Origin of the sequence: Martelella mediterranea DSM 17316 (assembly GCF_002043005.1) — a bacterium.
Classification (GTDB): Bacteria; Pseudomonadota; Alphaproteobacteria; order Rhizobiales; family Rhizobiaceae; genus Martelella; species Martelella mediterranea.
In genome coordinates, this window is sequence record NZ_CP020331.1 from 484,854 (window position 1) to 508,019 (window position 23,166).

Here is a 23,166-nt window from a genome sequence, read left to right on the forward strand (position 1 = left end):
GCCTCGGGCGGAAAGGGAGAAAGCCGATGGTCATAGCGCCCCCGGGCGGTTCCAGACGAGGGTTTGGGTGACCAGATAGTTCCACAGGCCGCTGACGAAGGCGCCGGCAAGACCCGCAACCCACCAGGGGCCGGCCACCGTGAACAGCGCCGTCGCGATACCGACATTGACCACAGCCCCAATGCCGCATATCGCGACATATACCAGCAATCCCCGGAAGAAGCTGCGCCCTCGCAATTGTTGGTCGTGATAGGTCAACAGGTTGTTGCCCGAGAAATTGACGACCATGGTGATCAGGGTTGCGATCGCTTGGGCGGCCGCGAAATTCACGCCCGCGACAAGAACCAGGATGAGCAGCGCCATGTGCAGGCCCAGGCCAGCGGCGCCGATCAGGAAAAAAGATACCAACCGCAAGGAGACCAGCCCTCTCGTTGCCTTGGTGAAGAGAAGTCCCAGGAATTGAAGGGCGACGCGACGATCCATCTTGCTGTGTCCGGCCGAACGGGTGGCGAAGCGATAGGGCAATTCGGCTATCCGGACATCCGGTTCCGCATTTGAAAGGATATCGAAGAGAATCTTGAACCCCCCATTGCTCAGCCGCGGCGCCATCGCTTCGACCAGATCACGGCGTGTCGCGAAGAAGCCGCTCATGGGATCGGTCGTCCGCGCCGTGATCAAGCGTTGCGCAAGGTAAGTCCCGATCCTCGACATGGCGCTCCTGAATGGCGAGAGCGCCGTTTCCTGGCGAGGCGAGCTATATCGGGTGGCGATGGCGAGATCGTTTCCGTCGCGTATGGCGGCGACCAGATCCGGCAGGAGCCGGTGATCATGCTGAAGATCGGCGTCCATGACCGCGACGATCTCGCCCTGCGCGGACAATATGCCCTCGATGCAAGCACCGGCAAGCCCGCGTCGGCCGACCCGGCGAATGCAGCGTATCCGCGGCTCATAATGGCCTATATCGCGCAGCACCTCGACGGTGCGATCGGCAGAATCGTCATCCACGAATATCACCTCCCAGTTCAGGCCGTGGAGGGTGGCGATCAGGTGGCTCACGAGCTTGCCAACATTCTCCCGCTCGTTGAATGTCGGTATGATCACCGAAACGTCCGGAGCTGAGTGAAGCCGTTCGGGTTGGGCTCGAGCGGCTGGAAGGAACATCTCCATGTGCTGACATCCTTGTTTGATTTGACGCGAAATTTGCGCGGCGGCGCTGGAAACTCTTGCTGATCGACAACACGTTCAGGCGGGAAACGCCGGGAAGAAGGGGCTCTCGGCCGCTGGCGCGCAGATCCCGCCGCGCATTGGGGAATTGTCGTGTTGATCCGTTGCCATCATGCGCCGGTCTTCAGCCCCATTTTTCCGTGGAGCCAGAACATCAGCCAGCAGACGAGCAGCCAGCCGAGCACGGCATCCGAGAGAAAATGGGCGCCCATGACGACGCGGTTCAGGGCGACGAAGATGGAGAGCGGAACGATCACCGCGGCGGCGTATTTGCGGTATGCGTCCGGGACGAACACCAGCACGGCCATGAATGCGGCCGCCGATGCGGCTTCCCCGGATGGGAACGAGCAACTGCTCTCGCACATAGATGCGAACTGCCATGCCGGCGTGAACTCCATCGCGCCGCCAAATTCGATCACGTGCTGGGGTCTGGCCCGGCCGAAGAAGAACTTGAACGCGTGCACCATGACTGCCGAACCCAGCGCATAGGTAAGCAGAACGAACAAGGCGCGCTTCGATATCTGAGGCGCCGAACGCCTGACCGGTCTCGCCGCCAGCAGGACGAGCATCACGGGCACGACAAGGTAGGGAAGCATGCGGTTGGCATCGCGGATCAACACCAGCAGTCGATCACCGGAAAGATAGAAGTGCGTGCCATCGGCGAAGAACCGCGAAACGCTGAGGTCAATCTGCGGAAACATGACGAACAGCATGCTGGACAGGAGGACCAGCTTTCCAAGCACAAGCGGCGGATGCAACGGGACGGTACGGCCGCGAGGAGCCCAGCTTCCGCCGGCCGTACCGTCGATGGGCGCGAGCGAAGCGAGCTTTCCGAGGGTAGGCCGGTTGACATCCTTCGACGCTGAATATGAGGTTTGCACGAGGACCATCCTCTCAATGACTAGTTGTTGAACTGGGCGTGGTGGGGGATTGCATGCTTCCGCCATCCGCTGCGGTGCGACATGGCGACTGCAAGTCTTCTGGTGCTTGATTTGGCGGGCTCGCGCTCAGTTCCTTGGCTTCACGCTGCTGTCCGCCGATGGCCAACTCCGGATAGGCGGTTTCAATGCCTATCTTGTGCCATGGCGCGAACCGCCGGGATGTTTGCTTGTGTGAAGTTTTGTTTCGGGCCGGCCCGACAGCCGCGGGCTCTGAAACAAATCTTAATATTGCTTCAGCCAACGCGCATGCTGCGCCGTGTTATTCAGAGACAGACACAGTGCCATATGAATGGTGAAGGAGCCGGAGCTTGGACGCTTCTCGAATTCTGATCGTCGAGGACGACGCCCAGATTGCAGCCATGCTGCGCGATAGCCTTATCGAAAGCGGAATGATCGCGGAGGTCGCCCGGGACGGTATCGCCATGGATGCACGCATGCGCGCATCCAGTTACGACCTGGTGATCCTCGATGTCATGCTGCCTGGCGAAAGCGGCCTCAGTCTCTGTCGGCGGCTGCGGGTCGCAACGAATATTCCGATCGTCATGCTGACGGCGGCCGATGCCGAGATTGACAGGATCGTCGGTCTCGAGATCGGCGCGGACGATTATGTGACGAAACCGTTCAGCGTACGGGAGCTCATCGCGCGGATACGCGGCCTGCTGCGCCGCGCCGCCTTGCCCTCGCTGAAGGAGCCGAGACAAAAGCAATTGCGTTTTGATGGTTGGTTGGTTGACCCCATCCGACGGCAGCTCTTCGATCCGACCAACGCCCGCGTCGGTCTGACGACGCACGAGTTCGATATCCTGCTCGCCTTTTGCCGAAACCCTGGCCACGTTCTGACGCGGGAGGAACTTTTGGGCGTCACCCATGCCGGTCTGGCCGGCCCGATCGAACGCAGCATCGATGTTCACATCAGCCGATTGCGGCAGAAGATCGAACATGATGCGCGCGACCCCGTCGTTATCAAGACCATCCGTCTGGGCGGTTACATGTTTACCGCCACTGTCGAGGAAGTATGAGGGTGAAGCGTTTCCTCCCCAACACGATCAGAGGCCAGATCACGCTCATCATCATCGTGGCGCTGATCGTCGTCACCCTCGTCGGCAGGGTGTTGGAGCAATGGGCAAGGGATGCGGCGCCCGACATGGAGGATATCGTCACGCGCGTGGATACGATGGCGGAACTCCTGAAAGCGTCCCCGCCCGATACGCGCGAAGCCATCCTTTCGGCATCGCGCGTTGCCGGCTGGAATTTCTCGCTGGAGCCGTTTTCGGTGAGCGAGGCCTTCACCGGACCGTCGGAACCCGAAGGCGCGCTGGCCATGGCGATCGACGTGCTGTTTCCCACCGATCACATCCGCCCACCGGTCGGCGGCTGGCGCACCTTCTGGAACGGGGAGAGGGTGATTGCAGCAAAGGTCGACGACGACACGCTTCTCATCCTGTCCGGCTTTCCGGATACGATCCTGAACAGCGCCATCCTCAACGAGGGGCCATATTATTCCGTCGCCATCGTCGTTCTGATCGCGTTCTTCTTCGTATTCGCCGTTCGCGTCATCACCGAGCCGATCAAGCGGATTTCCGAAGCGGCCATGCATGCGGACATCGCAAACAGCTCGGAGATTTTCGAAGAACGCGGACCTGTCGAGATCGTCGCGCTCGCCCATGCGCTCAATGCAATGCGCAGCCGGATACGGGTGATGGTCGAATCCAGGACGCGCATGCTGCGGGGCATCGGCCATGACCTTCGAACCCCTCTGACGCGGTTGCGGCTGCGCGCCGACCGCATGGAGGACGGCCCCGGACGCGATGGGCTGCTATCCGACATCATGCGCATCGACGGTCTCCTGAACGAGGTTCTGAAATATCTCAGGGATGATTATGCCACCGAACCGATACAGCGCGCTGACGTCGCCAGCCTGCTGCAGACCGTTTGCGCGGAGTTCAGCGATGTCGGTTTTCCGGTGCGGTTCGAGGGCCCCAACCGGATGGTCATCGATTGCAAGCCGATGGCCATCATGCGCGCGGTCACCAATCTCTGCGACAACAGCGTCAAGTTCGCGACGGATGTCACCGTCAGTCTCAGAGACTGCAAGGCGGGCTGCGAAATCTGTGTGACCGATAACGGACCCGGCATTCCGGAACATTTGAGAGAGCGGGTCTTCGAGCCGTTCTTCAAGGGCGATGAGGCGCGGCCCCATGGGGATGCACCGGAGGGCAAGGAAGATTTCGGGCTCGGACTCTCCATTGTCGCCGATATCGTCCACGCCCATCGCGGCGCCATCTCTCTCGCCGACAACGCACCGAGCGGCCTTATCTTTCAAATCCTTATCCCGACCCATGGCGGCAACAGAACCACAAACGAAGCGAAGTGACCTGCTCTCCTGAATGGCCCGGGCGGGCCAAAACCGAACGACGCAAACATTGGAGCAAAACTGATGAAGTCGATCCTGAACCCCCTGATGTCCCTCATGACGGGAGGTCCCACCCTTCCATCCGGCGTTCACGCACCTGATGTCGGCGCCGGATCGGCGCCCGGCATTGCCTCGCGCGCCGCGGCAACAGAGATTTCCGACATCGCTTTGCGTGACAAGGACCTGCCATTCATCGGCACGGAGGAAACCTTTTCCACCCGTGAACTGATGGCGTTGAACAACAGATTGTTTCTGGAGAAGACCGGACTTGCCGAAATCGGTCCGCGCCGCATCGCCGCAATGGACGAGGCGGGCATCAACGTCCAGATCCTCTCCGCCCATACGCCGGGGGTGCAGAATGTCCCCGGTCAGGAGGGCATCGATTTTGCCTATCGTCTCAACAAAATGCTCGTCGACGGCCCGATGGCCGCCTATCCGGGCCGGTTCCAGGCGTTTGCGACCTTGCCGTTACTCGATCCGGAAGCCTCGGCGGACGAGCTGGAGCGCGCCGTCCGGGACGATGGTTTCGTGGGGTGCCTGACCAATGGGATCATTGGGAAAAAATTCCTCGATCATCCCGATTTCGAGCCCGTACTGGCGCGCGCCGAAGCGCTGGATGTGCCGATATACCTCCATCCGGGCCTGCCGCCCGACGAGGTTTTCCAAGTTTACTACAGCAATATGCGGCCGGAGTATCAGAGGGAATACCAGGATCAGGTTCTCTCCATCTCCGCATATGGATGGCACCAGGAAACGGTTACGCAATGCCTGCGCATGGTCACGTCCGGTGTGTTCGACAGATTTCCCAAGTTGCAGGTCATTGTCGGCCACATGGGAGAGGGTCTTCCATTCTTCTACAAGCGCATCGTGGAGAAGATGGGTGAAGTGACCGAAGACACGCTGGAGAAGCCGTTCGAGCAGTATTTCCAAGACAATTTCTGGTTCACGACGAGCGCCTTCTTTCAGGATGAATTGCTCGCTCTCTTGCTGAAATACATCAGTGCGGATCGGGTGATGTTTGCAACCGACTACCCGTTCGCAAACACGAAGGAAGGAACCGACTGGTTCCGCGCAGTGGATCTGCCGCGCGAGACCAAGGAAAAAATCGCGTTCCGAAACGCAGAAAAACTGTTCGGCATAAAGGTCTGACGCATCCGCACCACCGGCGGCGCGGACGGGCGACGCACGTTCATCCGCGGTCGAGCGGGCGCGAGACACTGAACTGCGCAACGCAACATCGGAGTTGAAACTGGCATGAAACCGATCGGGAAAAAACAAACAAGTCTGGCGATGGGACGCCGCACGTTTCTAGGCGGCGCGACAGTCCTTGGCGCCGGATTGTCCGCGCCCGCCATTATCTCCCGCGCTGCCGCGGCAGGTCCTTCGGTCATCGCGGATCGTGACCGGGACCTGCAGTTTATCGCCGCGGAAGAGACCTACACCACCGACGAACTGATCGCACTGAACGCGATTAATGACGAACACGTCGCGTACCTCAAGGAAACCGGCCTTGCCGAACTCGGCCCTGACCGCATCGCGGCCATGGACGAGGCCGGGATCAATGTTCAGATCCTCTCAGCGCATACGCCGGGCGTGCAGGATGTCCCCGGTCAGGAGGGCATCGATTTTGCGGTTCGTCTGAACAAGATGATCGCCGATGGCCCGATGAAAGCCTATCCCGGACGGTTCCAGGCCTATGCAACCCTGCCGCTGCAGGAGCCGGAAGCCTCAGCGGACGAACTGGAACGCGCGGTTCGGGACGATGGCTTTGTCGGAGCGATGACCAATGGTTTCGTCGGCGAGAAATTTCTCGACCACCCCGATTTCGAGCCCCTTCTGGCGCGCGCCGAGGCGCTTGGCGTCCCGATTTACCTGCATCCGGGCTTTCCGCCTGAAAAGGTCTTCGACATTTACTACCGCACGTCGCGGCCGGGCTATGATCAGGAGTTCCAGAACTATATTTTCAGCGGTTCAGGCTATGGCTGGCATCAGGAGGTGCTTACGCAATGCCTTCGGTTGATCATCACGGGCGTGTTCGACAAGTACCCTGACCTGCAGATGATCATCGGCCATATGGGAGAGGGCCTTCCATTCTACTACGAGCGTATCGTGGGCGATATGAGCGAGTCGACCGAAGACGCGCTGAACAAGCCTCTCGGGCAATATTTCAGTGACAATTTCTGGTACACGACCAGCGCCTTCTTCCAGGACGAACTGCTTCATCTCTTGCTGAGATACATCAGCGTGGACCGGGTGATGTTTGGAACCGATTACCCGTTTGCGGACATGAAGCAAGGCACCGACTGGTTTCGGGCGGTCGATTTGCCGCGCGAGGCCAAGGAGAAAATCGCGTATCGGAACGCGGAAAAACTGTTCGGCATAAAGGTCTGACGATCGCGACGGGCAACAGCGTTCGAACCGCGGGCATGCTTGAAGACTGCGTATGGATCGCAGAGCCATCGATGATGTCGATCCTGATCGCCGCGGGATTGTGCGGTTTGCGGCGCCTGAACCGGATGAAGCGATCAGCCGGCTTCAGTCAGGTCGAACCGAGTCAGGGGGAGCTTGTATTTCAGGCGATTTGCTGAAGTCACGATGCTCGAGATCGGCTATGCTTCTTCTGTAACTGGTGCCAGCGGGACGCTTTCGATGACGCAGGTTAAATCCATGAGCTTTGCCCAGCAGCAAGCTGACCTCTTGCGTGTTCAAGGGACGGCAAGTCGTTTTGATGCCCATTTTCATAGCACCTACTCGATCGTGGCGATCAAACGGGGGGCGGCTGAGATCAGATCGGCGAGATGGAGTGAAACCGCACGCGCGGGCGATGTCTTCTTTTTCAATCCGTACGAAATCCATTCGGCTTGCTGCTCCAGGGAGGATGCTGAGTACGACACATTGTACCCCTCCAGGGCGTTTCTCATCAGCTGTCTCGCGATCGACCACCGCGGCGACGGACCTGTTAGCATCCAGACCGGCATTCTCAGGCAGAGCCGGGCGACAAGAGAGCTTATCGACGCCCTGAATACGCCGACGGTTGAGGACAAGATCATCGAGGTTTCGCTCCAGCAAATACTGGCAGCGTGTGTTTTTTCAACGGATTGCGTGGATGAAAGCACCGGAGCACTGGCGCGCAGGGCTTGCATGCTGATCCGGAAGAATTGCACGCGGGCGATGCGGACCGAAGACCTCGCGCGGGAACTGGGGGTGCACAAGAGCCACTTTGCCAGGGCTTTCGGCAAGGCGGTGGGCATGGCGCCTCAGACCTATATCCGTCAGGTAAGGGTGGCGAAGGCCAGGGAGTTGATTACAGAGGGCTTTCCGCTCAGCGAGATCGCGCTCATGCTGGACTTCAGCGATCAGGCCCACCTCACGCGAGAATTCAAGAAGGTCTATGGGGTGCCGCCCGGCGCGCTTTCGCGGGCCCTCGGGAAACATCGACGAATAGACCGGCGCTTGCCCCATCAAGCGCTTTGATAAGATTGAGCTGGCCGCTACGCCGTTTCGTCCGCCTTCGCGGCGCTCGGCCGCCAACGCGACATGCAAATCCTGTTCAATACGCCACAGGATGGGTCACGTAACTTCGGCACGCAAACGTCGAGGTTCCCAAGATGCAACAAGATGATCTTCCGTATTTGGTAAAATTCCCTGACGCCACGGGGCAATTTGGGCGATTTGGCGGCAATCATTATCCGCCGCAAGTATGGCCGGCCCTTGAAGAACTCACATCAACCTATCTGTCGCTGCGAGACAGGCCGGACTTTCAGCATGACCTCGATACGGTTCGCGTCGGTTTGCAGGGTCGACCGACACCGGTTCATTTTCTCAGGACCACCACAGCGGAAGTCGGCGGCGCGCGCATCTACATAAAGCGTGAGGACCTGAACCACACGGGCGCGCACAAGATCAATCACTGCGTCGGGTTCGCGCTGCTCGCCCGCAATATGGGCAAGCGCAAACTGATTGCTGAAACGGGCGCGGGACAGCACGGGGTCGCGCTCGCTGCGGCCGCCGCCTATTTCGGTCTCGAATGCGAGATCCATATGGGCGAAGTCGACATGGTGAAGCAGGCCTCGAATGTCGGGCGCATGCGTCTCCTCGGCGCGCGGGTGGTCGCGGCTAGCGCTGGGCAGTCCGCCCTGAAGGAGGCGAGCGACGCCGCGTTCAGCGCCTATATCGAACAGCATGAGCACGCCCTCTACGCGATCGGTTCGGCGATAGGGCCGCATCCCTTCCCCATGATCGTGCGCGATTTCCAGTCGGTCGTGGGGAAAGAGGCGCGCAGCCAGTTCCTGTCTCTGAACGGAGGGCAGTTGCCCGACCATGTCGTGGCCTGCGTGGCCGGCGGATCGAACGCAATGGGCATCTATTCAGGCTTCCTCGATGATCCAGCCGTCACGCTCCATGCCGTGGAACCTCTCGGCACGTCAGATGAGACCGGGAAACATGCCGCGACACTCTCCTTCGGAACGCCCGGAACGCTCAACGGTGCGCGGTCCCTCGTTTTGCAGCAGGAAGACGGAACGCCTTCGAAGGTGTCGTCCGTCGCATCGGGCCTGGTCTATCCCGGGGTCGGGCCAGAGATCGCGATGCTGCATGAGGAGGGGCGCCTGAAGATTGCGGCGATCTCGAACAACGAGGTGATTGCCACCTTCTTCCGCTTTGCAAAGTCGGAAGGCATCATTCCGGCGCTCGAGAGTTGCCATGCGCTGGCATTCGCGATCAAATTGGCAGAGCGCCGCCCGCCCTCGGAAACCATCCTGGTCAACCTGTCCGGCCGGGGCGACAAGGATGTCGATTTCGTTCTGAACGAGTTTCGGGACGCGGACGGTCCCGCGCGCTAGCCAGTCGCTATCCCATGGGGGCCACGCCTCGGAGACGATAGCGGCCATTCGGTCAAACGCTCCAGATCGTCTCCAGCGAAGCCAAGGCCGGAGCGTTGCCTCAGGCACCGGCCTCTTTCGCAATGCTATTCCGCTTCCGACCAGTGAGGATAGGTGACATAGGCGGTCAGCGCGCCTTCCGCGTGGGAGCGAATGATCACGGCGTTCCCCTTCGGCATATAGATAATTTCGCCGGGGCCGGCGGTCAGGGTCTCGCCGTCGGCTTCAACCGACACCCTTCCTTCCAGTACCACCATGACGTCGTCGACGACGATATCGGTCTCCAGGACCTGGTCGGGGCCGTAGCGTCCATATCCGACCGTGATCGGCCCTCCTTGTTTTTGATCCGCCATGTTGGCGGCGAAAATGTCGGCGTCCTGTCCGGGCGAACGTTCGAAAACGGCATCGGCAGGTTCAAATCTGAGGACTTTCATCTCTTTCCTTTCCGCGTTCTCGCTATTCACGTTTGGCGATTTCGGCGTCGGCGAGCCCCGACATCTGTTCCCCCATAACTTTCAGGAACACGAGCGCCCGCTCGCGGTAGAGCGCATGTTTTTCAGGCATCCGGTCCCAGGATTGCTGAAGGGTGGTGCCGGGGGTGGCGATCTTCATTCCATCACTGGCAAACAGAGCCAGAGCGACTTGGTCGATGATATTTGGCGTCATTTCTGAACCTCCTCATTTGGTTGGATCCGTCAGCTAGCAACCGACATTGGCAATTCTGGGGTCCCGCCAGCCTCGATATCCATGATCCGATCGCTCTCTGCCGGGTCAGGTTTCGGTTTCAAGGCGGCGGGGAGCATGGACTGCGCGCAGGTACTGGGCCGGCGTTGTCGGCTTGCGGCCGAGGAGTTTTTCCAGATCGCCGCTCTCACCGTCCCATTCGCCGGCATTGACGCCCTGCACCCATTTCAAAATGAAAGCAGCAGCCGGCTCCGGCAGCCCCAATGACATTAACTGGGCGACGTAATCCTGCTCCGAAAGGACGTTGAACGGTACGGGCTTGCCGCTGATGTCCGAAAGAATCTGCGCAATGTCGGCGAAGGACACGGCCGGACCGCCATAGAGCGCGTAGTCCTTGTACCCATGCCCGTCTTCGCTCAGCACGACGGCGTGCGCTTCTGCCAGATCCTCACGGCTGGCGTAAGCCGCCTTGCCCGTCCCGGCCGGCGCAAGGACGCCTTTTTCCAGAGGGGCTCCGCCTGCATAGTTTTCGATATTTTCGAGAAAAGGCGGATGACGCACCAGCGTGTAGACCAGGCCGGACGCCTTCAGGCTTTTTTCGACGAAGCGATCCTCTTCGGTGACCTGCGGCATGTGGAAGCCGGAATCCGCCTTTTGGATGATCGGCATAAAGACGATATGCCCGACGCCGGCCTGCTTCGCCGCGTTGATGACATTCTCGTGCTGGGTATTGCGATCGGTAAAGGCGGTGGCGGAGACGAGCATGACCTTGCCAATGCCCGCGAAGGCGCGCACCAGCCCCTCACGATCGAGATAGTCGCCCTGGCGAATCTCGATCCCCTTGGCGGCGAGATCGGCCGCCTTGGCCGGATCGCGGGCAAGGCCGACCAGATCGCTGGCGGGCACGCGTTTCAGAAGATGTTGCAGGGTCATGCGGCCGATATTACCGGTCGCGCCGGTGACGAGGATCCTGGTCATGGATTTTCCTTTCGGTTTATGCGGTTGGTGCGGCGCGGAGCGTCGACATCGTCGTTTGACCCAGTTAAGACATTGCAGACTTTCGTTCCAGTACCCACTATTTTGTAAGTATCGAATTTGGGAGATCAAAATGACCGAGACGCATTTCCGGTGTGGCCTGGAAGCGGTTCTGGCCATCCTCGGCGGCAAGTGGAAGCCGCTTATCGTCTATCATCTCGCTTTCGGCTCAAAGCGCACCGGGCAACTGCGCAAGCTCGTCACCAATGTGAGCGAAAAGATGCTGATCCAGCATCTGAAGGAACTGACGGATGACGGCGTCGTTCGCCGCATCGATTTCCAAAAAGTGCCGCCGCATGTCGAGTATGAATTGACCGACTTTGGCCGAAGCCTGGCCCAGGTGCTCGCGCCGCTATGCGAATGGGGAACGCACCACAACGACGAGGTCGCAAAGATCGTACAAAACCGGGATCATGGGACGAGGGTGGCTTAGCGTCTCGCTGGCAAGGTGGCCGCGACGGCGTGATGCGCTGTGCGCGAAAGGTCGACTTCCCGGCTATTATTGGTCTGCCCCGATGGTTCCCGGCGCGGGAACCATCGCCTTCCATTCGGCTTGTCCCTGCCATTGCGGCGCATCTGCGATCAGGTCCGCGGGCCGGCTTGGCGGAACCCGATTCAAATGGTTATGCTTCCGCCGTCGCACTGGAACGGCGGGGCGCGCTTGAAACGGGTATCGGACATGGATGCATATGGACATTTGCGGATATTGGTCAGCCTCATCCTCGGGCTGGCGATCACGCGCGTACTGTCCGGTCTTTCCCGCCGCCTGCAGGAGCCGATCAAGACCAACGGCATGCATGTCCAGATCGTCTGGTCGCTGGTGCTTCTTCTCGGCGCCGTGCACTTCTGGTGGTGGGAGTTCGCCCTTCGCCTGATCACCCAATGGAATTTCTGGATCTACATATTCGTTCTGTCCTACGCCTCGCTGTTTTTCCTGATGTCGACCCTGCTTTATCCCGACCACATTCAGGGACAGGTTGATCGGGAGGATTTCTTCTTCCGGCGGCGGTCCGCGTTCTTTGCCCTGTTCGCGATCTCCTTCGCTTTCGATCTGGTCGACACGCTCATCAAGGGACGAGAGCACCTGACGTCCCTTGGCGTCTGGTATGGCTTCCGCCTTATTGCCGGAACCGTGGTCGCCCTGATCGCGATGAGAACCGAAGACAACCGGAAACTGATGTGGCTTGGACTGGGCTGGCTTGCAGGCAACACCGTCTGGATCACCGTGCTCTACGGCGCCCTGAACTGAGCGGCACTTTGGACGCTTTTCGTCGGAGCGCTTCACTTTCTGCTGCAAGCGCCGCCAAACCGGATCGCGCGGCGATGCGCAATCTGCGCCGTCGGCCGGCCTGAATGACGAAATCAGGCAATATGAAAAGTCCCTGATCCAGCGGATGCTTGCGACCTCCGGCAACAATGTCGCGGCAGCCCGCAACGGTGCCCCATCAGCGATCCTTGCCGTTCATGCCTGTCACGGCCTTCAGATCTTCCAGCAACTGCCGGACAACGGGAATGCCAAGAGAGCTGAGCCGGACATAGGCGCCGGTGGAAAGCCGACTGATCGGCGGATCTGTCGGGCGGATGACGAGCCCGCCGATTTCGACATGATCGGCAAGCTGCAGCGGCGCCATCAGTTTGGCGCCCAGCGCGCGCGTCAGGTCCAGCGCCGCGGCAAAAGAGGTCGAATGGGCGATGATGCGCGGCGGGCTCAGCCGCTGCTCGGCGCAATAGCGCCGCAGCAAGGGCACGTTGTCGGTCGCGCCGCTATAGGCCACCCAGGAAAAGCCGGCCAGCTCGCGAGGCCCGAGCAACGGCAGTGCCGCCATCGGATCATCGGCTGCCATGATCACGGCAAGCTCGATCTCGGCCACCGGTATGGCGGTGATCAGGGCATCGGGCTCCGATGGTTCGATCGCCCCAAGCACGACATCGAGACGGCCATCGCGCAGCATCGGCAGCGTCACCGCATTCTGGTCTGCAACCAATTCGAAGGTCAGGGACGGGTACCTGTTGCGCAGCCGGGCAAACAGCGGCGCGGCATAGCGCAGGTGAAACAGCGGCCCCGCTCCGACCCGCAGGGTTTCAAGCCCGATGCCGGCGAGTGCCCGGATTTCCTCGCGCGCCTGCCGGTATTCCTGTTCGATTCGCTCGGCGCGGGCCAGAAAGTGACGGCCGGCGGCAGTCAGGCGCATCCCGCGGCGATGGCGCTCGAACAGCTTGCCGCCGAGATCCTCCTCGAGATTTGCGAGACGCTTGGTCAGGGAGGGTTGCGTCAGGCCGATCTTTTCGGCTGCGTCGGACAGATTGGCTTCCGCCGCGATCGCAAGAAAGGCAGTGAGGTTTCTGTCCACGAGCTATTCCATTTTTCTATCGCTAGGTCCGTAAAAATCGATTTTACAGAAAGCCTGCGATCCGACAAGTTCATCCTCCAAGATGTGGGAGGACTTTTTGCGGACGATTTTTGTACTTTTCGATTCCCTGAATCGAACGGCGCTCGGCGCTTATGGCGGCAAGGCGGTCCCGACGCCGAATTTTGATCGCTTCGCCGCCCGCGCGGCCACGTTCGACACCCATTACGCCGGTTCGCTGCCCTGCATGCCCGCACGGCGCGACATGCAGACGGGGCGGCTGAACTTCACCCATCGCCCGTGGGGCCCGCTCGAACCGTTCGACAACGCCTTTCCGCAATTGCTGAGCGCCGCCGGCGTCTATACCCATCTGGTTTCGGACCACCTGCATTATTTCGAAAACGGCGGCTGGGGTTATGCCCAGGCCTTCGACAGTTGGGATTTCATCCGCGGTCAGGAATATGACCCGACCACAGTGTTCACCGTGCCGCCGGTGGAGCGCATCCGCGAAAACTTCGACGCCCGCCACTATCCGACCGGAACGCTGCCGGAAGGCCGCACCGCCACACGCGGCACCTTGGCAAAGGATGTGTGGAAACGCTCCCGCCACGCCATCAACAAGCTCGAACCGTGGGATGAGGCGGACTATCCGACCGCGAAGTGCTTCGCCAAAGCCTTCGATTTCCTCGATCGCAACCGGGACAGCGACGACTGGTTCCTGCAACTCGAATGCTTCGATCCGCATGAACCGTTCGATGCGCCCGAACGGTTCAAGGCAATGTTCGCGACCGGCTATGACGGCCCTGTGCTGGACTGGCCGCTCTATGAAAAGTGCACGAATTCTGCGGAGGAGATCGCCGAAATCCGTTCCAACTATGCCGCCCTCGTTGCCATGTGCGACGATTATTTCGGCCGACTGCTCAACTGGATGGACGCCAATGACGCCTGGAAGGACACCACGCTGATCCTGACCACCGATCATGGCTACCTTCTGGGCGAGCATGAGTGGTGGGCCAAGAACCGGATGCCGTATTACGAGGAGATCTCGCATATCCCGCTGATGATCTGGCATCCCGATCATCCCGGGAGCGGCGGCGCGCGCATCGCGGAACTGACCCAGACCACCGACCTGATGCCGACGATCCTGGACCTGCATGGCGTGGCCACACCTGTGGAAGCGCGCGCGCATTCGCTGCTGCCGCTGCTGGACGAACGCCCGTCGGGACGCGACACGGCGATCCTCGGCATGTTCGGCGGCCCGGTCTGCGCGACCGACGGGCGGTACACCTATTTCAGGTTCCCCGAGACCGACGATCCGGCGGCGCTGCCGCTTTACACCCTGATGCCCAGCCATCTCGAAGACATGTTCTCGGTCGGCGATCTCGCCACCGCCGAACTGGTCGACGCCTTCGACTTCACCAGGGACGCGCCGTTACTGCGGGTCAGGCTTTCCAGAAAGCTCGGCGAATCCGGCATGGACATTCTTGCAAACTGGCAGGGCGGAAACGTGCTCTACGATCTCGCCGCCGATCCCGGGCAGACGACGCCGCTGGAAGCTCCGGAGATCGAAGCCCGCATGAATGCCGCCATCATCGAGCATTTCGTGGCGCATGACGCCCCGGAGGAGCTTTACGCCCATTACGGGCTGGCCCGCGATCAAACGCCGGCGGAAAGCATTGACGCCCTCGGTTGAGCGGCGAAAAATATCAAAGGAGGAGCAAATGAAAACAACGATAGCAATCACACTGGCCGCAATCGCCGCCATGCCGCTTGCCGCTGGGGCGGACGACTTTCCCAAACGCACGGTCGAACTGATCTTCCCCTGGGGGCCGGGCAACGCGATGTCGGCCAGCCAGATCCTGGCAGAAGCGATGTCGGAGGAGCTCGGCGTCTCGATCCCGGTGATTTCGACGCCCGGGGCCGCCGGTACCAAGGCCTTCCAGATCGCGATGAACAAGCCGGCCGACGGCTACACCATCCTCGATGGCTATGTCGCGCCGCTGGTGCTGCAGCCGGTGCTCGGCAAGGCCGACTGGACCTATGCCGACTTCGTGCCGCTGCACGCAGCCTTCTCCAACGCCTTCGCGATCGGCACGGCGGCGGACGATGACCGCTGGGCGAATTTCGAGGCGATGATGAACTATTGCGCCGATCACCCGGCGGAGCTTCGCTACACGACGGGGTCGCGCAACAACCTGCCCCATATGGTCATCGCCAAGGTGCTGCAGAGCTATGACTGCGTGGCCCAGAACATTCCCTATACCGCCAATGGCGACGCCATGTCCGACCTCAAGAACGGCGTTCTCGATTTCGGTTTCATCAATGTCGGCGATTACCAGCAGAATGGCGACGACTACACCATCCAGCTCGTGCTGTCGGAACTGCCGGCCAGCGCCGCGGCCTTCGGCGGTGCGCCGTCCATTGCCGACCTCGATGTCGATCTCGGCCTGAGCGGGCTTGGCCCCATGGGGTGGAACTGGTGGCTGGTGCGCAAGGACACCCCGCCCGACCGCCTGGAAATTCTGCGCGAGGCGATGAAGGCCGCGATCGAACGCCCCGAGGTGCAGGAAAAGGTCAACGCGCTCGGCTTCGCCGCCCTGGAATGGGACTGGGATCAGTACGATGAGATCGTGGGTCCGGTGGCAGGCCAGTTCGAGGCGATGGGCAATGCGCTCAAATGGGAAGAAGAACAGCTTGCCAAATACTGATCTCTACAAGCCGGGCCGGGAGGAAAGGGTGACCATGAGCATCGGTAAAAGACATGTCGAATGGCTCGCGGTCGCGCTTTTCCTCGCCGTCATCGGCCTTGTGTATCAGCAGGCCGCGACCAGCATGGCCGAACAGGGTATCGCCTCCGGCGGGCCCTATGACAACGCGGCGGCCTATCCGAAGACGATCGCTGCCGTGCTTGCCTTGCTGACCGCGATACAGGCGCTGCTGCAGATTTTGCGGGCGCGCAAGACGAAAGCCGAAACGGGCGTGCCGCTTGGCCAGCTCGCCCGGCCCGCGTCGCTTGTCCTGATATTCGCGGCCTATCTCGCAGCCCTCGGCATTGCCGGCTATCACATCGCCACGCCGATCATGCTCGCGGCGCTGATGATGCTTTGCGGCATAAGGCGACCGCTGGCGATCGTGGTTCCGGCGGTGCTGATCTCGCTGGGGCTTTCCTATGTCTTCGAAGCCTGGCTCAAGATCGTGCTGCCGGGCGGCCTCCTGCACCTGAACATTGCTTGGTGATCCATGCTCGCGCAATCGCTTGCCGCTGGCCTTGACCAGTTTCTCACACCGCTCACCCTCACACTGACGACGCTCGGCGTCATCTTCGGGCTCATCGTCGGTGCGCTGCCGGGTTTGGGACCGCTGATGGGCATCGTGCTGATGCTGCCCTTCGCGGTCGACATGCCCCCGGTGGCCGCCATGGGCTTTCTGCTCGCAATCGGCGTTGGCGGTTCCTGCGGCGGATCGATCTCGGCGATCCTGTTGCGGATTCCCGGCACGCCGCTTGCCGCCGCGACCCTGTTCGACGGCTATCCGCTGGCGCAGAAGGGGCGCGCTGCGGATGCCATCGGCATCGCGATATCCGCCTCCGCGCTCGGCGGGCTGTTCGGCGGTCTCGTGCTGATCCTGGCGGCGCCGGTTCTCGCAGACTTCGCCTCGAACTTTTCGCCGCCGGAATATGCGATGCTGGCGCTGACAGGCCTGATCGCGATCGCGGTCGTTTCCGAGGGTTCGCTGCTCAAAGGTTTGATGACAGGCTGTCTCGGCCTCCTGATCGCCACCATTGGCACGGATGAATTCTCGACCGGCTTCCGCTTCACCTTCGGCAGTTTCGAGATGCTGAACGGCTTTCACATCGTTGCGATCGTCGTTGGCATTTTCGCCATCTCCGAAATGGCGCATCAGGTGCAGGGCAATGACCTCAATCAGAAATCCGACGTCAAGATCGTCAGGCCCGGTTTCAGAACCCTCCTGATCACGCTCCGGCACTGGAAGAACCTGCTCCGCTCCTCGACCATCGGCGCGGCCTTCGGCGCGCTTCCCGGCGTTGGCGGCACGATCTCCACCTTCGCCTCCTACGCCGTCGCCAAGGCGTTCTCGAAACCGGAAGATGGCTATGGCGAAGGCGCGGAGGGCGGCGTTGTCGCCACCGAAAGCGCCAACAATGCAACGGTCGGCGGCGCGATGGTGCCGACCATGGCGCTCGGCATTCCCGGCGAAGCCTCGTCCGCCGTGCTGATCGGCGCGATGCTGATCCTGGGCTTTTTCCCGGGTCCGGCGCTGTTCGAGCAGCGGCCGGAGATCGTCGGCGGCGTGTTCCTGGTCTATCTGTTCTCCAACATCTCGCTGCTGATCGTCGGCATTCTGGCAACGCCCGCCTTCGTCTGGGTGCTGCGGCTGAAGAAAAGCTATCTGATCCCGATCGTGCTGCTGCTTTGCGCCATCGGCACATTCGCCCTGCAGAGCTCGGTGTTCGACCTGTGGGTGATGATGGGTTTCGGCATCCTCGGCCTGCTTCTGCGCAATGCCGGCTATCCGCTGGCGCCGCTGGTGATCGGCGTCATTCTGGGGCCGCTTCTGGAAAACAATCTCAGGCGCGCGCTGCTGATCTCGCGCGAGGGCTACTGGATTTTCCTGGACCGGCCGGTCTCCGCCGTGCTGGTGGCCGTCAATATCGCGCTGATCGCCGGCGCGATCTACTGGACGATCCGCCAGCGGCGCGAGCGCGATGTGCGGGCAACTGCTCAGTCCGAGGGCTGAGCGGATCGGGGTCGAGCCACGCCGCCATTAAAACCAGTGAGCGGCGGCCGGCCTCGCTCAGGGCGTGGGCATAGCCGCTGACGCGCAGCGGATCATGCTCGGCCGCCGAAACTTGGGTCTCCAGAATGTAATTTTTATTCTATAATATTGAATTATGAAATAAAATGAATATTCCTTGGTCCTGGAACATCTGCATCATAACCCGCAATCAATGCGCCTGAGGGGCGCAGGAGGCTAGCGCATGTCGTCTATCGGAATTGGCCTGATCGGAACCGGCTATATGGGCAAATGCCATGCTCTGGCATGGAATGCCGTTGGCCCGACATTCGGCGATTGCCCGCCGGTCCGGCTCGTGCATCTGGCCGAGGTCGATCGCGATCTCGCGCGCGAAAAGGCGAACGCCTTCGGTTTCGAGAAGGCCACCGGCAGCTGGCGCGATCTCATTGCGGACCCGGAGGTGGACGTGATCTCGATTGCCGCGCCGAATGCCTTTCATCCGGATATGGCGATCGCGGCGCTGGAAGCCGGCAAGCACGTCTGGTGCGAGAAGCCGATGGCGCCGAAATTCGACGACGCGCTCAAGATGCGGGCGGCAGCCCGCAGCGCGGGCCGCGCCGCCGTGCTCGGCTATAATTACATCCAGAACCCGATGATCCGCCAGATCGCAAGCTTCCTCGAGCACGGGGCGATCGGCACGGTCAATCATATCCGCATCGAGATGGACGAAGACTTCATGGCCGATCCGGAGCAGTTCTTCTACTGGAAGAGCGAGGCGAGTTCCGGCTATGGCGCGCTCGACGATTTCGCCGTGCATCCGCTGTCGCTGATCCGGATGCTGTTCGGCCGGCTTGCAAGCGTCACCACGGATATGGCCAAGCCCTACGCCGAACGCCCGCTGAAGGCCGGGGGGAAGCGTGCGGTGGAAACCCATGATATCGCCAGCGTGCTGTTTCGCATGGAAAGCGGCGCGTCCGGCGTGCTGATGGCCAACCGCGCCGCCTGGGGTCGCAAGGGCAGGATCGCGATCCAGATCTTCGGCTCTGCCGGATCGATCACCTATGATCAGGAGCGCATGAACGAGGTGGAAATCTACCGCGCCGGCGGGCCGGCCGCGGAGGCCGGCTATGCCCGGATTCTCGCGGGTCCGGCGCATCCGCCCTATGACCAGTTCATTCCCGCGCCCGGCCACGGCCTCGGCTTCAACGATCTCAAGGTGATCGAGTGCCGCCACCTGATTGCCGCGATGGCTGGAGAGCCTGCCCATGTGATCGACTTCGAGAAAGGCGTCGAAATCGAACGCGCGGTCCATGCCATGGCCGAAGCGCATGAAAAGCGCGGCTGGGTCGATATCGGCTATGATTGATGGCGCAATTGCCGCCTGACTCCGGCAGTTCAGCGAGCGTGTTGCGCGCCGTGGATTCCGGGTAGGCTGAGCGCGGGCTTTTCGCTCGTCTCACGCCGCTTCGAATGCCTCGATCGCGTCGATCTCGCCCTTCAGCGCTTCCGCCTGGCGCTTCAGATCGAAGCTGTCCTGCATGTTCAGCCAGAATTGCGGCGTGGTGCGGAAGAATTTGGCGAGCCGCAGCGCCGTATCCGGCGTGATCGCCGTTTCCTCCTTTGCGATCCGTTCGATGCGGGTGCGCGGCACGTGAAGGCGCTTCGCCAGTGCGCCGGCGCTCATGTTCAGCGGGATCAGGTATTCTTCCCGCAGGATTTCACCCGGGTGGACCGGCGGCAGAATGCTGGCCATGGTTCCTGTCCTTTTCTCAATGGTAATCGACGATTTCGACATCTTCCGCGCCGCCATCCGTCCAGACAAAGCAGATGCGCCACTGATCGTTGATCCTGATCGAGTACTGACCTTTTCTATTGCCCTTCAACGCCTCCAGCCTGTTGCCCGGCGGCGAGCGCAAATCATCCAGGGCGTGCGCATTGTCAATCATCGTGAGCTTTCGGATCGCCGCGCGCATTATATCGGCAGGAAAGCCTTTCGGCGCCTTGCCGCTGGCGACACTCTCCGTCGTGGCATTGCGATAGGATCGGATCAGCTGTCTTCCTTTTCTGTTTGTATCATAGAATGATACGCATCCCTGTCAAGCGATACGTATCACGTCACGATACAAAAAAGTCCGGAACTTCTCGCGGTTCAAAGGATGGACGCGCTGAACCGGCGACACGACTTAGATTATCCCTCGCCGGAAAAACGGGCGAGCGAGAAGGGTTCCATCTGTTCGGGAATCCTTCCCTCTTCAAGCCAGCCGGTGCTTTCATAGGCGTGAAGCGCGGCAAGCGATACGCCGCTGTGGCAGGTGATCAGGAAGGCGCCGGGGACGACTTCCTCGTAGGCGGCAAGATCACCGCCATTGAGAACTGACGCTGACCCTTTCAAGCCCTCATGCAGCCCTTTCTGCGCGCAGCGCTTCCTTGAAGAGTTCGAAAGCGGTCGTGCCGCGCCGATCGGGGTAATAGAGGTGGTAGCCGGAAAACGGCTCGCACCACGGCTCCAGCAGGCGGGTAAGACGGCCATCGGCAATCGGCGCCGCCACCAGATCTTCCAGGATGTAGAGGATGCCGAACCCTTCAATAGCGGCGGCGACCAGCAGGTCCGCATCGTTGAAGACCGGTCCGCGGCCTGGCGTGACCGTCACCGCGCGGCCGTCGCGCTCGAATGACCAGGGTGACAGATTGCCGTGCGCGTCGGCGTAGGCGATGCAGCGATGGGCGGTGAGATCGGCCGGCTCCATCGGCGTCGGATGGTCGCGCAGATAGCCGGGAGCGGCCACCACCGCCACGCGCAGCGGAGGCCCGACCGTGAGCGCGATCATGTCCTTCTCCAGTCGCTCGCCGAGCCGGATGCCCGCATCATAGCGGCCCGCCACGACATCGGTCATGCCGTCCTCCACGCTCACGTCCACCTCAATGCCCGGATAGCGGCGCATGAAGGCGGGCAGCATCGGCCACAGCACCGTGTCTGCAGCGTGTTTGCCCGTCGTGATCCGGACCGTGCCGATTGCTGTCCCGCGTGCATGGGATAGCGCCTCGATCTCGGCGTCCAGCCCGGCAATGGCCGGCGACAGGGTGGCGAGCAGGCGCTCGCCGGCGGCGGTGGGGGCAACGCTTCGCGTCGTGCGGGTGAGCAGGCGAAAGCCGAGTTGGCCCTCCAGCCGCTTCATGGTCTGGCTCAAGGCCGATTGCGTGACGCCGAGCCGCCGCGCGGCGCGGGTGAAGCTGCGGTCGGAGGCAATCGCCGCGAAGATGGCGAGGTCGCCGAACTGATCCGGACGCATTGATGATTCCTGCTACTGGGGCCTATTACTCATTAGGCGATTATAATGATCCATTAGCATAGCTACATAGTCGACGACTGCACAAGAGCAAGGAGACGACGATGCCAAAGGTTTGGTTGGTGACCGGCGCGAGCCGGGGACTTGGACGCGAGATCGCGCGCGCGGCGCTCGATGCGGGCGAAACGGTGGTGGCCACGGCGCGCTCCGCCGATGCGGTGCGCGAGGCCTTCGGGGACCACGATCGCCTGCATGCCCGCGCGCTCGATATCACCGATGCCGAGGCCGCCAATGCGGTGGCCGCCGAGACCGCGGAGCGGTTCGGCGCGATCGACGTGCTGGTCAACAATGCCGGCTATGCCGAGCTGGGTTTCTTCGAGACCTTCACGGATGAAGCGGTACGGCGTCAGTTCGAGGTCAATCTGTTCGGCACGATGAACGTCGCGCGCGCGGTCGCCCCCCATATGCGTCGCCGCCGCGCGGGCCTGATCGTCACCATCTCGTCGGTCAGCGGGCTGGTCTCCAATGCCGGCGGTGCGGTCTATTCGGCCTCGAAATTCGCGGTCGAGGGATGGATGGAGGGCTTTGCGCAGGAACTGGCGCCGTTGGGCGTCCGCTCGCTTCTGGTCGAGCCGGGCATGCTGCGCACCGACTTCATGGACGGCAAGTCGGCGCGCTTCGGCAGCATCGACATTCCGGATTATGCCGAGGCGATCGCGCAGTATCTCGCGTTTGTCGACGGCGCGAATGGCAACCAGCCGGGCGATCCGAAGCTGCTCGCGGCGCGGATCGTGCCGCTTGCCGCGCAGGACGATGCGCCGGCGCGGTTCGTGTTCGGCGACGACGCCCGGCAGTGGGCCGGCGCAAAGGTCGATCAGTTGCGGCACGAGATCGCCCGCTCGGCCGATCACGATTGATGCGACAGTCCAGTGCGCCGGCAGGCGGGTGATTGGGAGCCGGGCTGGCACCGATATTCTGCATCTTGCTCAATCCATGCGCGCCAGCCCAAGCCATCAATGCGGGCACGAACAGGTCTGGGGTCTCCCCGTCAGAGAGAGATTTTGCTTTTGCTCCCGTCGCCCGATCGTTCGAATTCAGCCTCGTCGAAAGCACGGCGCGAGGTCTCGATGTCCTGCCAGGTATCCCTGATCCAGCCCGTAAAGGCGGCCAGGGGGCCGAGCATGGACCTGCCACGGGCCGTCAGTTCATATTCCACGCGCGGCGGCACTTCGGCATGATAGTAGCGCGCAACGAGGCCGTCGCGCTCGAGATTGCGAAGAGTGAGCGTAAGCATCCTTTGCGAAATATCCGGAATGCCGCGCTTGATCGCTCCGAACCGCATGGGAGCATCCGGCGACAGGGCGAGCATGGACACCACCAGAATAGTCCATTTGTCGCCGAGACGCGCCAGCACGCTGCCCGGGGCGCATGGCGTCAGAACAGGCCCTCGCGCGGTTTCGATTACCGGGCGGCCATTGATTTCACGCTGCACGTAGGAACTCCTTCAATGGTTATGTCGATGTAACCGACGATCAAAAATGTGCCGTCTTGCGCTGATTTTCAATCAGTTCCAAATGATAACCATCATTAATTACAGAT

The 23,166-nt window shown here is 61.3% G+C and carries 25 protein-coding genes; 14 read left to right on the forward strand and 11 right to left on the reverse strand.

Going from position 1 to position 23,166, the window contains the following annotated elements:
- Positions 1-30: 30 nt before the first annotated feature.
- On the reverse strand, positions 31-1,167 hold the full coding sequence (locus Mame_RS23990; protein WP_033409758.1) for a glycosyltransferase: 1,137 nt from the start codon (positions 1,165-1,167) through the stop codon (positions 31-33).
- Between the two features lie 167 nt (positions 1,168-1,334).
- Positions 1,335-2,171 carry a phosphatase PAP2 family protein gene (locus Mame_RS23995; protein ID WP_079921044.1) on the reverse strand — a complete coding sequence of 279 codons (837 nt, stop codon included), beginning with the start codon at positions 2,169-2,171 and terminating at the stop codon, positions 1,335-1,337.
- 302 nt (positions 2,172-2,473) lie between these two features.
- On the opposite strand from Mame_RS23995, the gene Mame_RS24000 reads away from it, so the two are divergent.
- The 6 genes from Mame_RS24000 to trpB all read left to right on the forward strand — a co-directional run bounded on the left by Mame_RS24000 (position 2,474) and on the right by trpB (position 9,419).
- Positions 2,474-3,184, forward strand: a complete 711-nt coding sequence (locus Mame_RS24000; RefSeq protein WP_018064100.1) for a response regulator transcription factor — start codon at positions 2,474-2,476, stop codon at positions 3,182-3,184.
- Complete coding sequence (locus tag Mame_RS24005; RefSeq protein ID WP_018064101.1) at positions 3,181-4,539, forward strand: ATP-binding protein; 1,359 nt, start codon at positions 3,181-3,183, stop codon at positions 4,537-4,539. The genes Mame_RS24000 and Mame_RS24005 overlap by 4 nt, the downstream gene beginning before the upstream one ends.
- 63 nt (positions 4,540-4,602) lie before the next feature.
- Positions 4,603-5,727: an amidohydrolase family protein gene (locus Mame_RS24010; protein ID WP_018064102.1), complete on the forward strand. Its 1,125-nt coding sequence runs from the start codon at positions 4,603-4,605 to the stop codon at positions 5,725-5,727.
- A 105-nt stretch (positions 5,728-5,832) separates the two neighbouring features.
- Positions 5,833-6,969 (forward strand): amidohydrolase family protein, encoded by a 1,137-nt coding sequence (locus tag Mame_RS24015; RefSeq protein ID WP_033409760.1) that lies wholly within the window; start codon positions 5,833-5,835, stop codon positions 6,967-6,969.
- 204 nt (positions 6,970-7,173) lie between these two features.
- A complete protein-coding gene (locus tag Mame_RS24020; RefSeq protein WP_018064105.1) occupies positions 7,174-8,052 on the forward strand; it encodes a helix-turn-helix domain-containing protein in 879 nt (292 codons plus the stop codon).
- A 134-nt stretch (positions 8,053-8,186) separates the two neighbouring features.
- Positions 8,187-9,419 (forward strand): tryptophan synthase subunit beta, encoded by a 1,233-nt coding sequence (gene trpB / locus Mame_RS24025; protein WP_018064106.1) that lies wholly within the window; start codon positions 8,187-8,189, stop codon positions 9,417-9,419.
- Between the two features lie 125 nt (positions 9,420-9,544).
- On the opposite strand, the gene Mame_RS24030 is transcribed toward trpB, so the two are convergent.
- The 3 genes from Mame_RS24030 to Mame_RS24040 all read right to left on the reverse strand — a co-directional run bounded on the left by Mame_RS24030 (position 9,545) and on the right by Mame_RS24040 (position 11,249).
- Positions 9,545-9,892 (reverse strand): cupin domain-containing protein, encoded by a 348-nt coding sequence (locus tag Mame_RS24030; protein ID WP_018064107.1) that lies wholly within the window; start codon positions 9,890-9,892, stop codon positions 9,545-9,547.
- Positions 9,893-9,914: 22 nt separating this feature from the next.
- On the reverse strand, positions 9,915-10,124 hold the full coding sequence (locus tag Mame_RS24035) for a hypothetical protein (RefSeq protein ID WP_018064108.1): 210 nt from the start codon (positions 10,122-10,124) through the stop codon (positions 9,915-9,917).
- Positions 10,125-10,229: 105 nt separating this feature from the next.
- Entirely contained in the window at positions 10,230-11,249 is a 1,020-nt protein-coding gene (locus Mame_RS24040; protein WP_235726801.1) for an SDR family oxidoreductase, read from the reverse strand.
- Between the two features lies 1 nt (position 11,250).
- On the opposite strand from Mame_RS24040, the gene Mame_RS24045 reads away from it, so the two are divergent.
- Entirely contained in the window at positions 11,251-11,610 is a 360-nt protein-coding gene (locus Mame_RS24045) for a winged helix-turn-helix transcriptional regulator (protein WP_018064110.1), read from the forward strand.
- A gap of 246 nt (positions 11,611-11,856) precedes the next feature.
- Positions 11,857-12,426 (forward strand): hypothetical protein, encoded by a 570-nt coding sequence (locus Mame_RS24050; protein ID WP_018064111.1) that lies wholly within the window; start codon positions 11,857-11,859, stop codon positions 12,424-12,426.
- Between the two features lie 196 nt (positions 12,427-12,622).
- On the opposite strand, the gene Mame_RS24055 is transcribed toward Mame_RS24050, so the two are convergent.
- Positions 12,623-13,528, reverse strand: a complete 906-nt coding sequence (locus Mame_RS24055) for a LysR family transcriptional regulator (protein ID WP_018064112.1) — start codon at positions 13,526-13,528, stop codon at positions 12,623-12,625.
- A 97-nt stretch (positions 13,529-13,625) separates the two neighbouring features.
- On the opposite strand from Mame_RS24055, the gene Mame_RS24060 reads away from it, so the two are divergent.
- The 5 genes from Mame_RS24060 (at position 13,626) to Mame_RS24080 (ending at position 19,646) form a co-directional block, all read left to right on the forward strand.
- Positions 13,626-15,218, forward strand: coding sequence for a sulfatase (locus Mame_RS24060; protein ID WP_018064113.1), 1,593 nt, complete (start codon positions 13,626-13,628; stop codon positions 15,216-15,218).
- Between the two features lie 28 nt (positions 15,219-15,246).
- Positions 15,247-16,233, forward strand: a complete 987-nt coding sequence (locus Mame_RS24065) for a Bug family tripartite tricarboxylate transporter substrate binding protein (RefSeq protein WP_018064114.1) — start codon at positions 15,247-15,249, stop codon at positions 16,231-16,233.
- Between the two features lie 34 nt (positions 16,234-16,267).
- Positions 16,268-16,762 carry a tripartite tricarboxylate transporter TctB family protein gene (locus Mame_RS24070; protein ID WP_018064115.1) on the forward strand — a complete coding sequence of 165 codons (495 nt, stop codon included), beginning with the start codon at positions 16,268-16,270 and terminating at the stop codon, positions 16,760-16,762.
- A 3-nt stretch (positions 16,763-16,765) separates the two neighbouring features.
- Complete coding sequence (locus tag Mame_RS24075; protein WP_018064116.1) at positions 16,766-18,283, forward strand: tripartite tricarboxylate transporter permease; 1,518 nt, start codon at positions 16,766-16,768, stop codon at positions 18,281-18,283.
- Positions 18,284-18,524: 241 nt separating this feature from the next.
- Positions 18,525-19,646, forward strand: coding sequence for a Gfo/Idh/MocA family protein (locus Mame_RS24080; RefSeq protein ID WP_018064117.1), 1,122 nt, complete (start codon positions 18,525-18,527; stop codon positions 19,644-19,646).
- A gap of 90 nt (positions 19,647-19,736) precedes the next feature.
- Here the strand turns inward: Mame_RS24080 and Mame_RS24085 are convergent, their stop codons facing one another.
- The 4 genes from Mame_RS24085 to Mame_RS24100 form a co-directional block, all read right to left on the reverse strand.
- Positions 19,737-20,033: a HigA family addiction module antitoxin gene (locus Mame_RS24085; protein WP_018064118.1), complete on the reverse strand. Its 297-nt coding sequence runs from the start codon at positions 20,031-20,033 to the stop codon at positions 19,737-19,739.
- 16 nt (positions 20,034-20,049) lie between these two features.
- Entirely contained in the window at positions 20,050-20,331 is a 282-nt protein-coding gene (locus Mame_RS24090) for a type II toxin-antitoxin system RelE/ParE family toxin (RefSeq protein WP_026173357.1), read from the reverse strand.
- A gap of 137 nt (positions 20,332-20,468) precedes the next feature.
- Positions 20,469-20,672 carry a hypothetical protein gene (locus Mame_RS24095; RefSeq protein WP_018064120.1) on the reverse strand — a complete coding sequence of 68 codons (204 nt, stop codon included), beginning with the start codon at positions 20,670-20,672 and terminating at the stop codon, positions 20,469-20,471.
- Positions 20,673-20,676: 4 nt separating this feature from the next.
- Positions 20,677-21,570, reverse strand: a complete 894-nt coding sequence (locus Mame_RS24100; RefSeq protein WP_018064121.1) for a LysR family transcriptional regulator — start codon at positions 21,568-21,570, stop codon at positions 20,677-20,679.
- 101 nt (positions 21,571-21,671) lie between these two features.
- Between Mame_RS24100 and Mame_RS24105 the strand changes: the two genes are divergently transcribed.
- Positions 21,672-22,484, forward strand: a complete 813-nt coding sequence (locus tag Mame_RS24105; protein ID WP_018064122.1) for an SDR family NAD(P)-dependent oxidoreductase — start codon at positions 21,672-21,674, stop codon at positions 22,482-22,484.
- A 131-nt stretch (positions 22,485-22,615) separates the two neighbouring features.
- Here Mame_RS24105 and Mame_RS24110 read toward each other — a convergent pair whose 3' ends face one another.
- Entirely contained in the window at positions 22,616-23,059 is a 444-nt protein-coding gene (locus Mame_RS24110) for a winged helix-turn-helix transcriptional regulator (RefSeq protein ID WP_018064123.1), read from the reverse strand.
- Between the last annotated feature and the right edge of the window lie 107 nt (positions 23,060-23,166).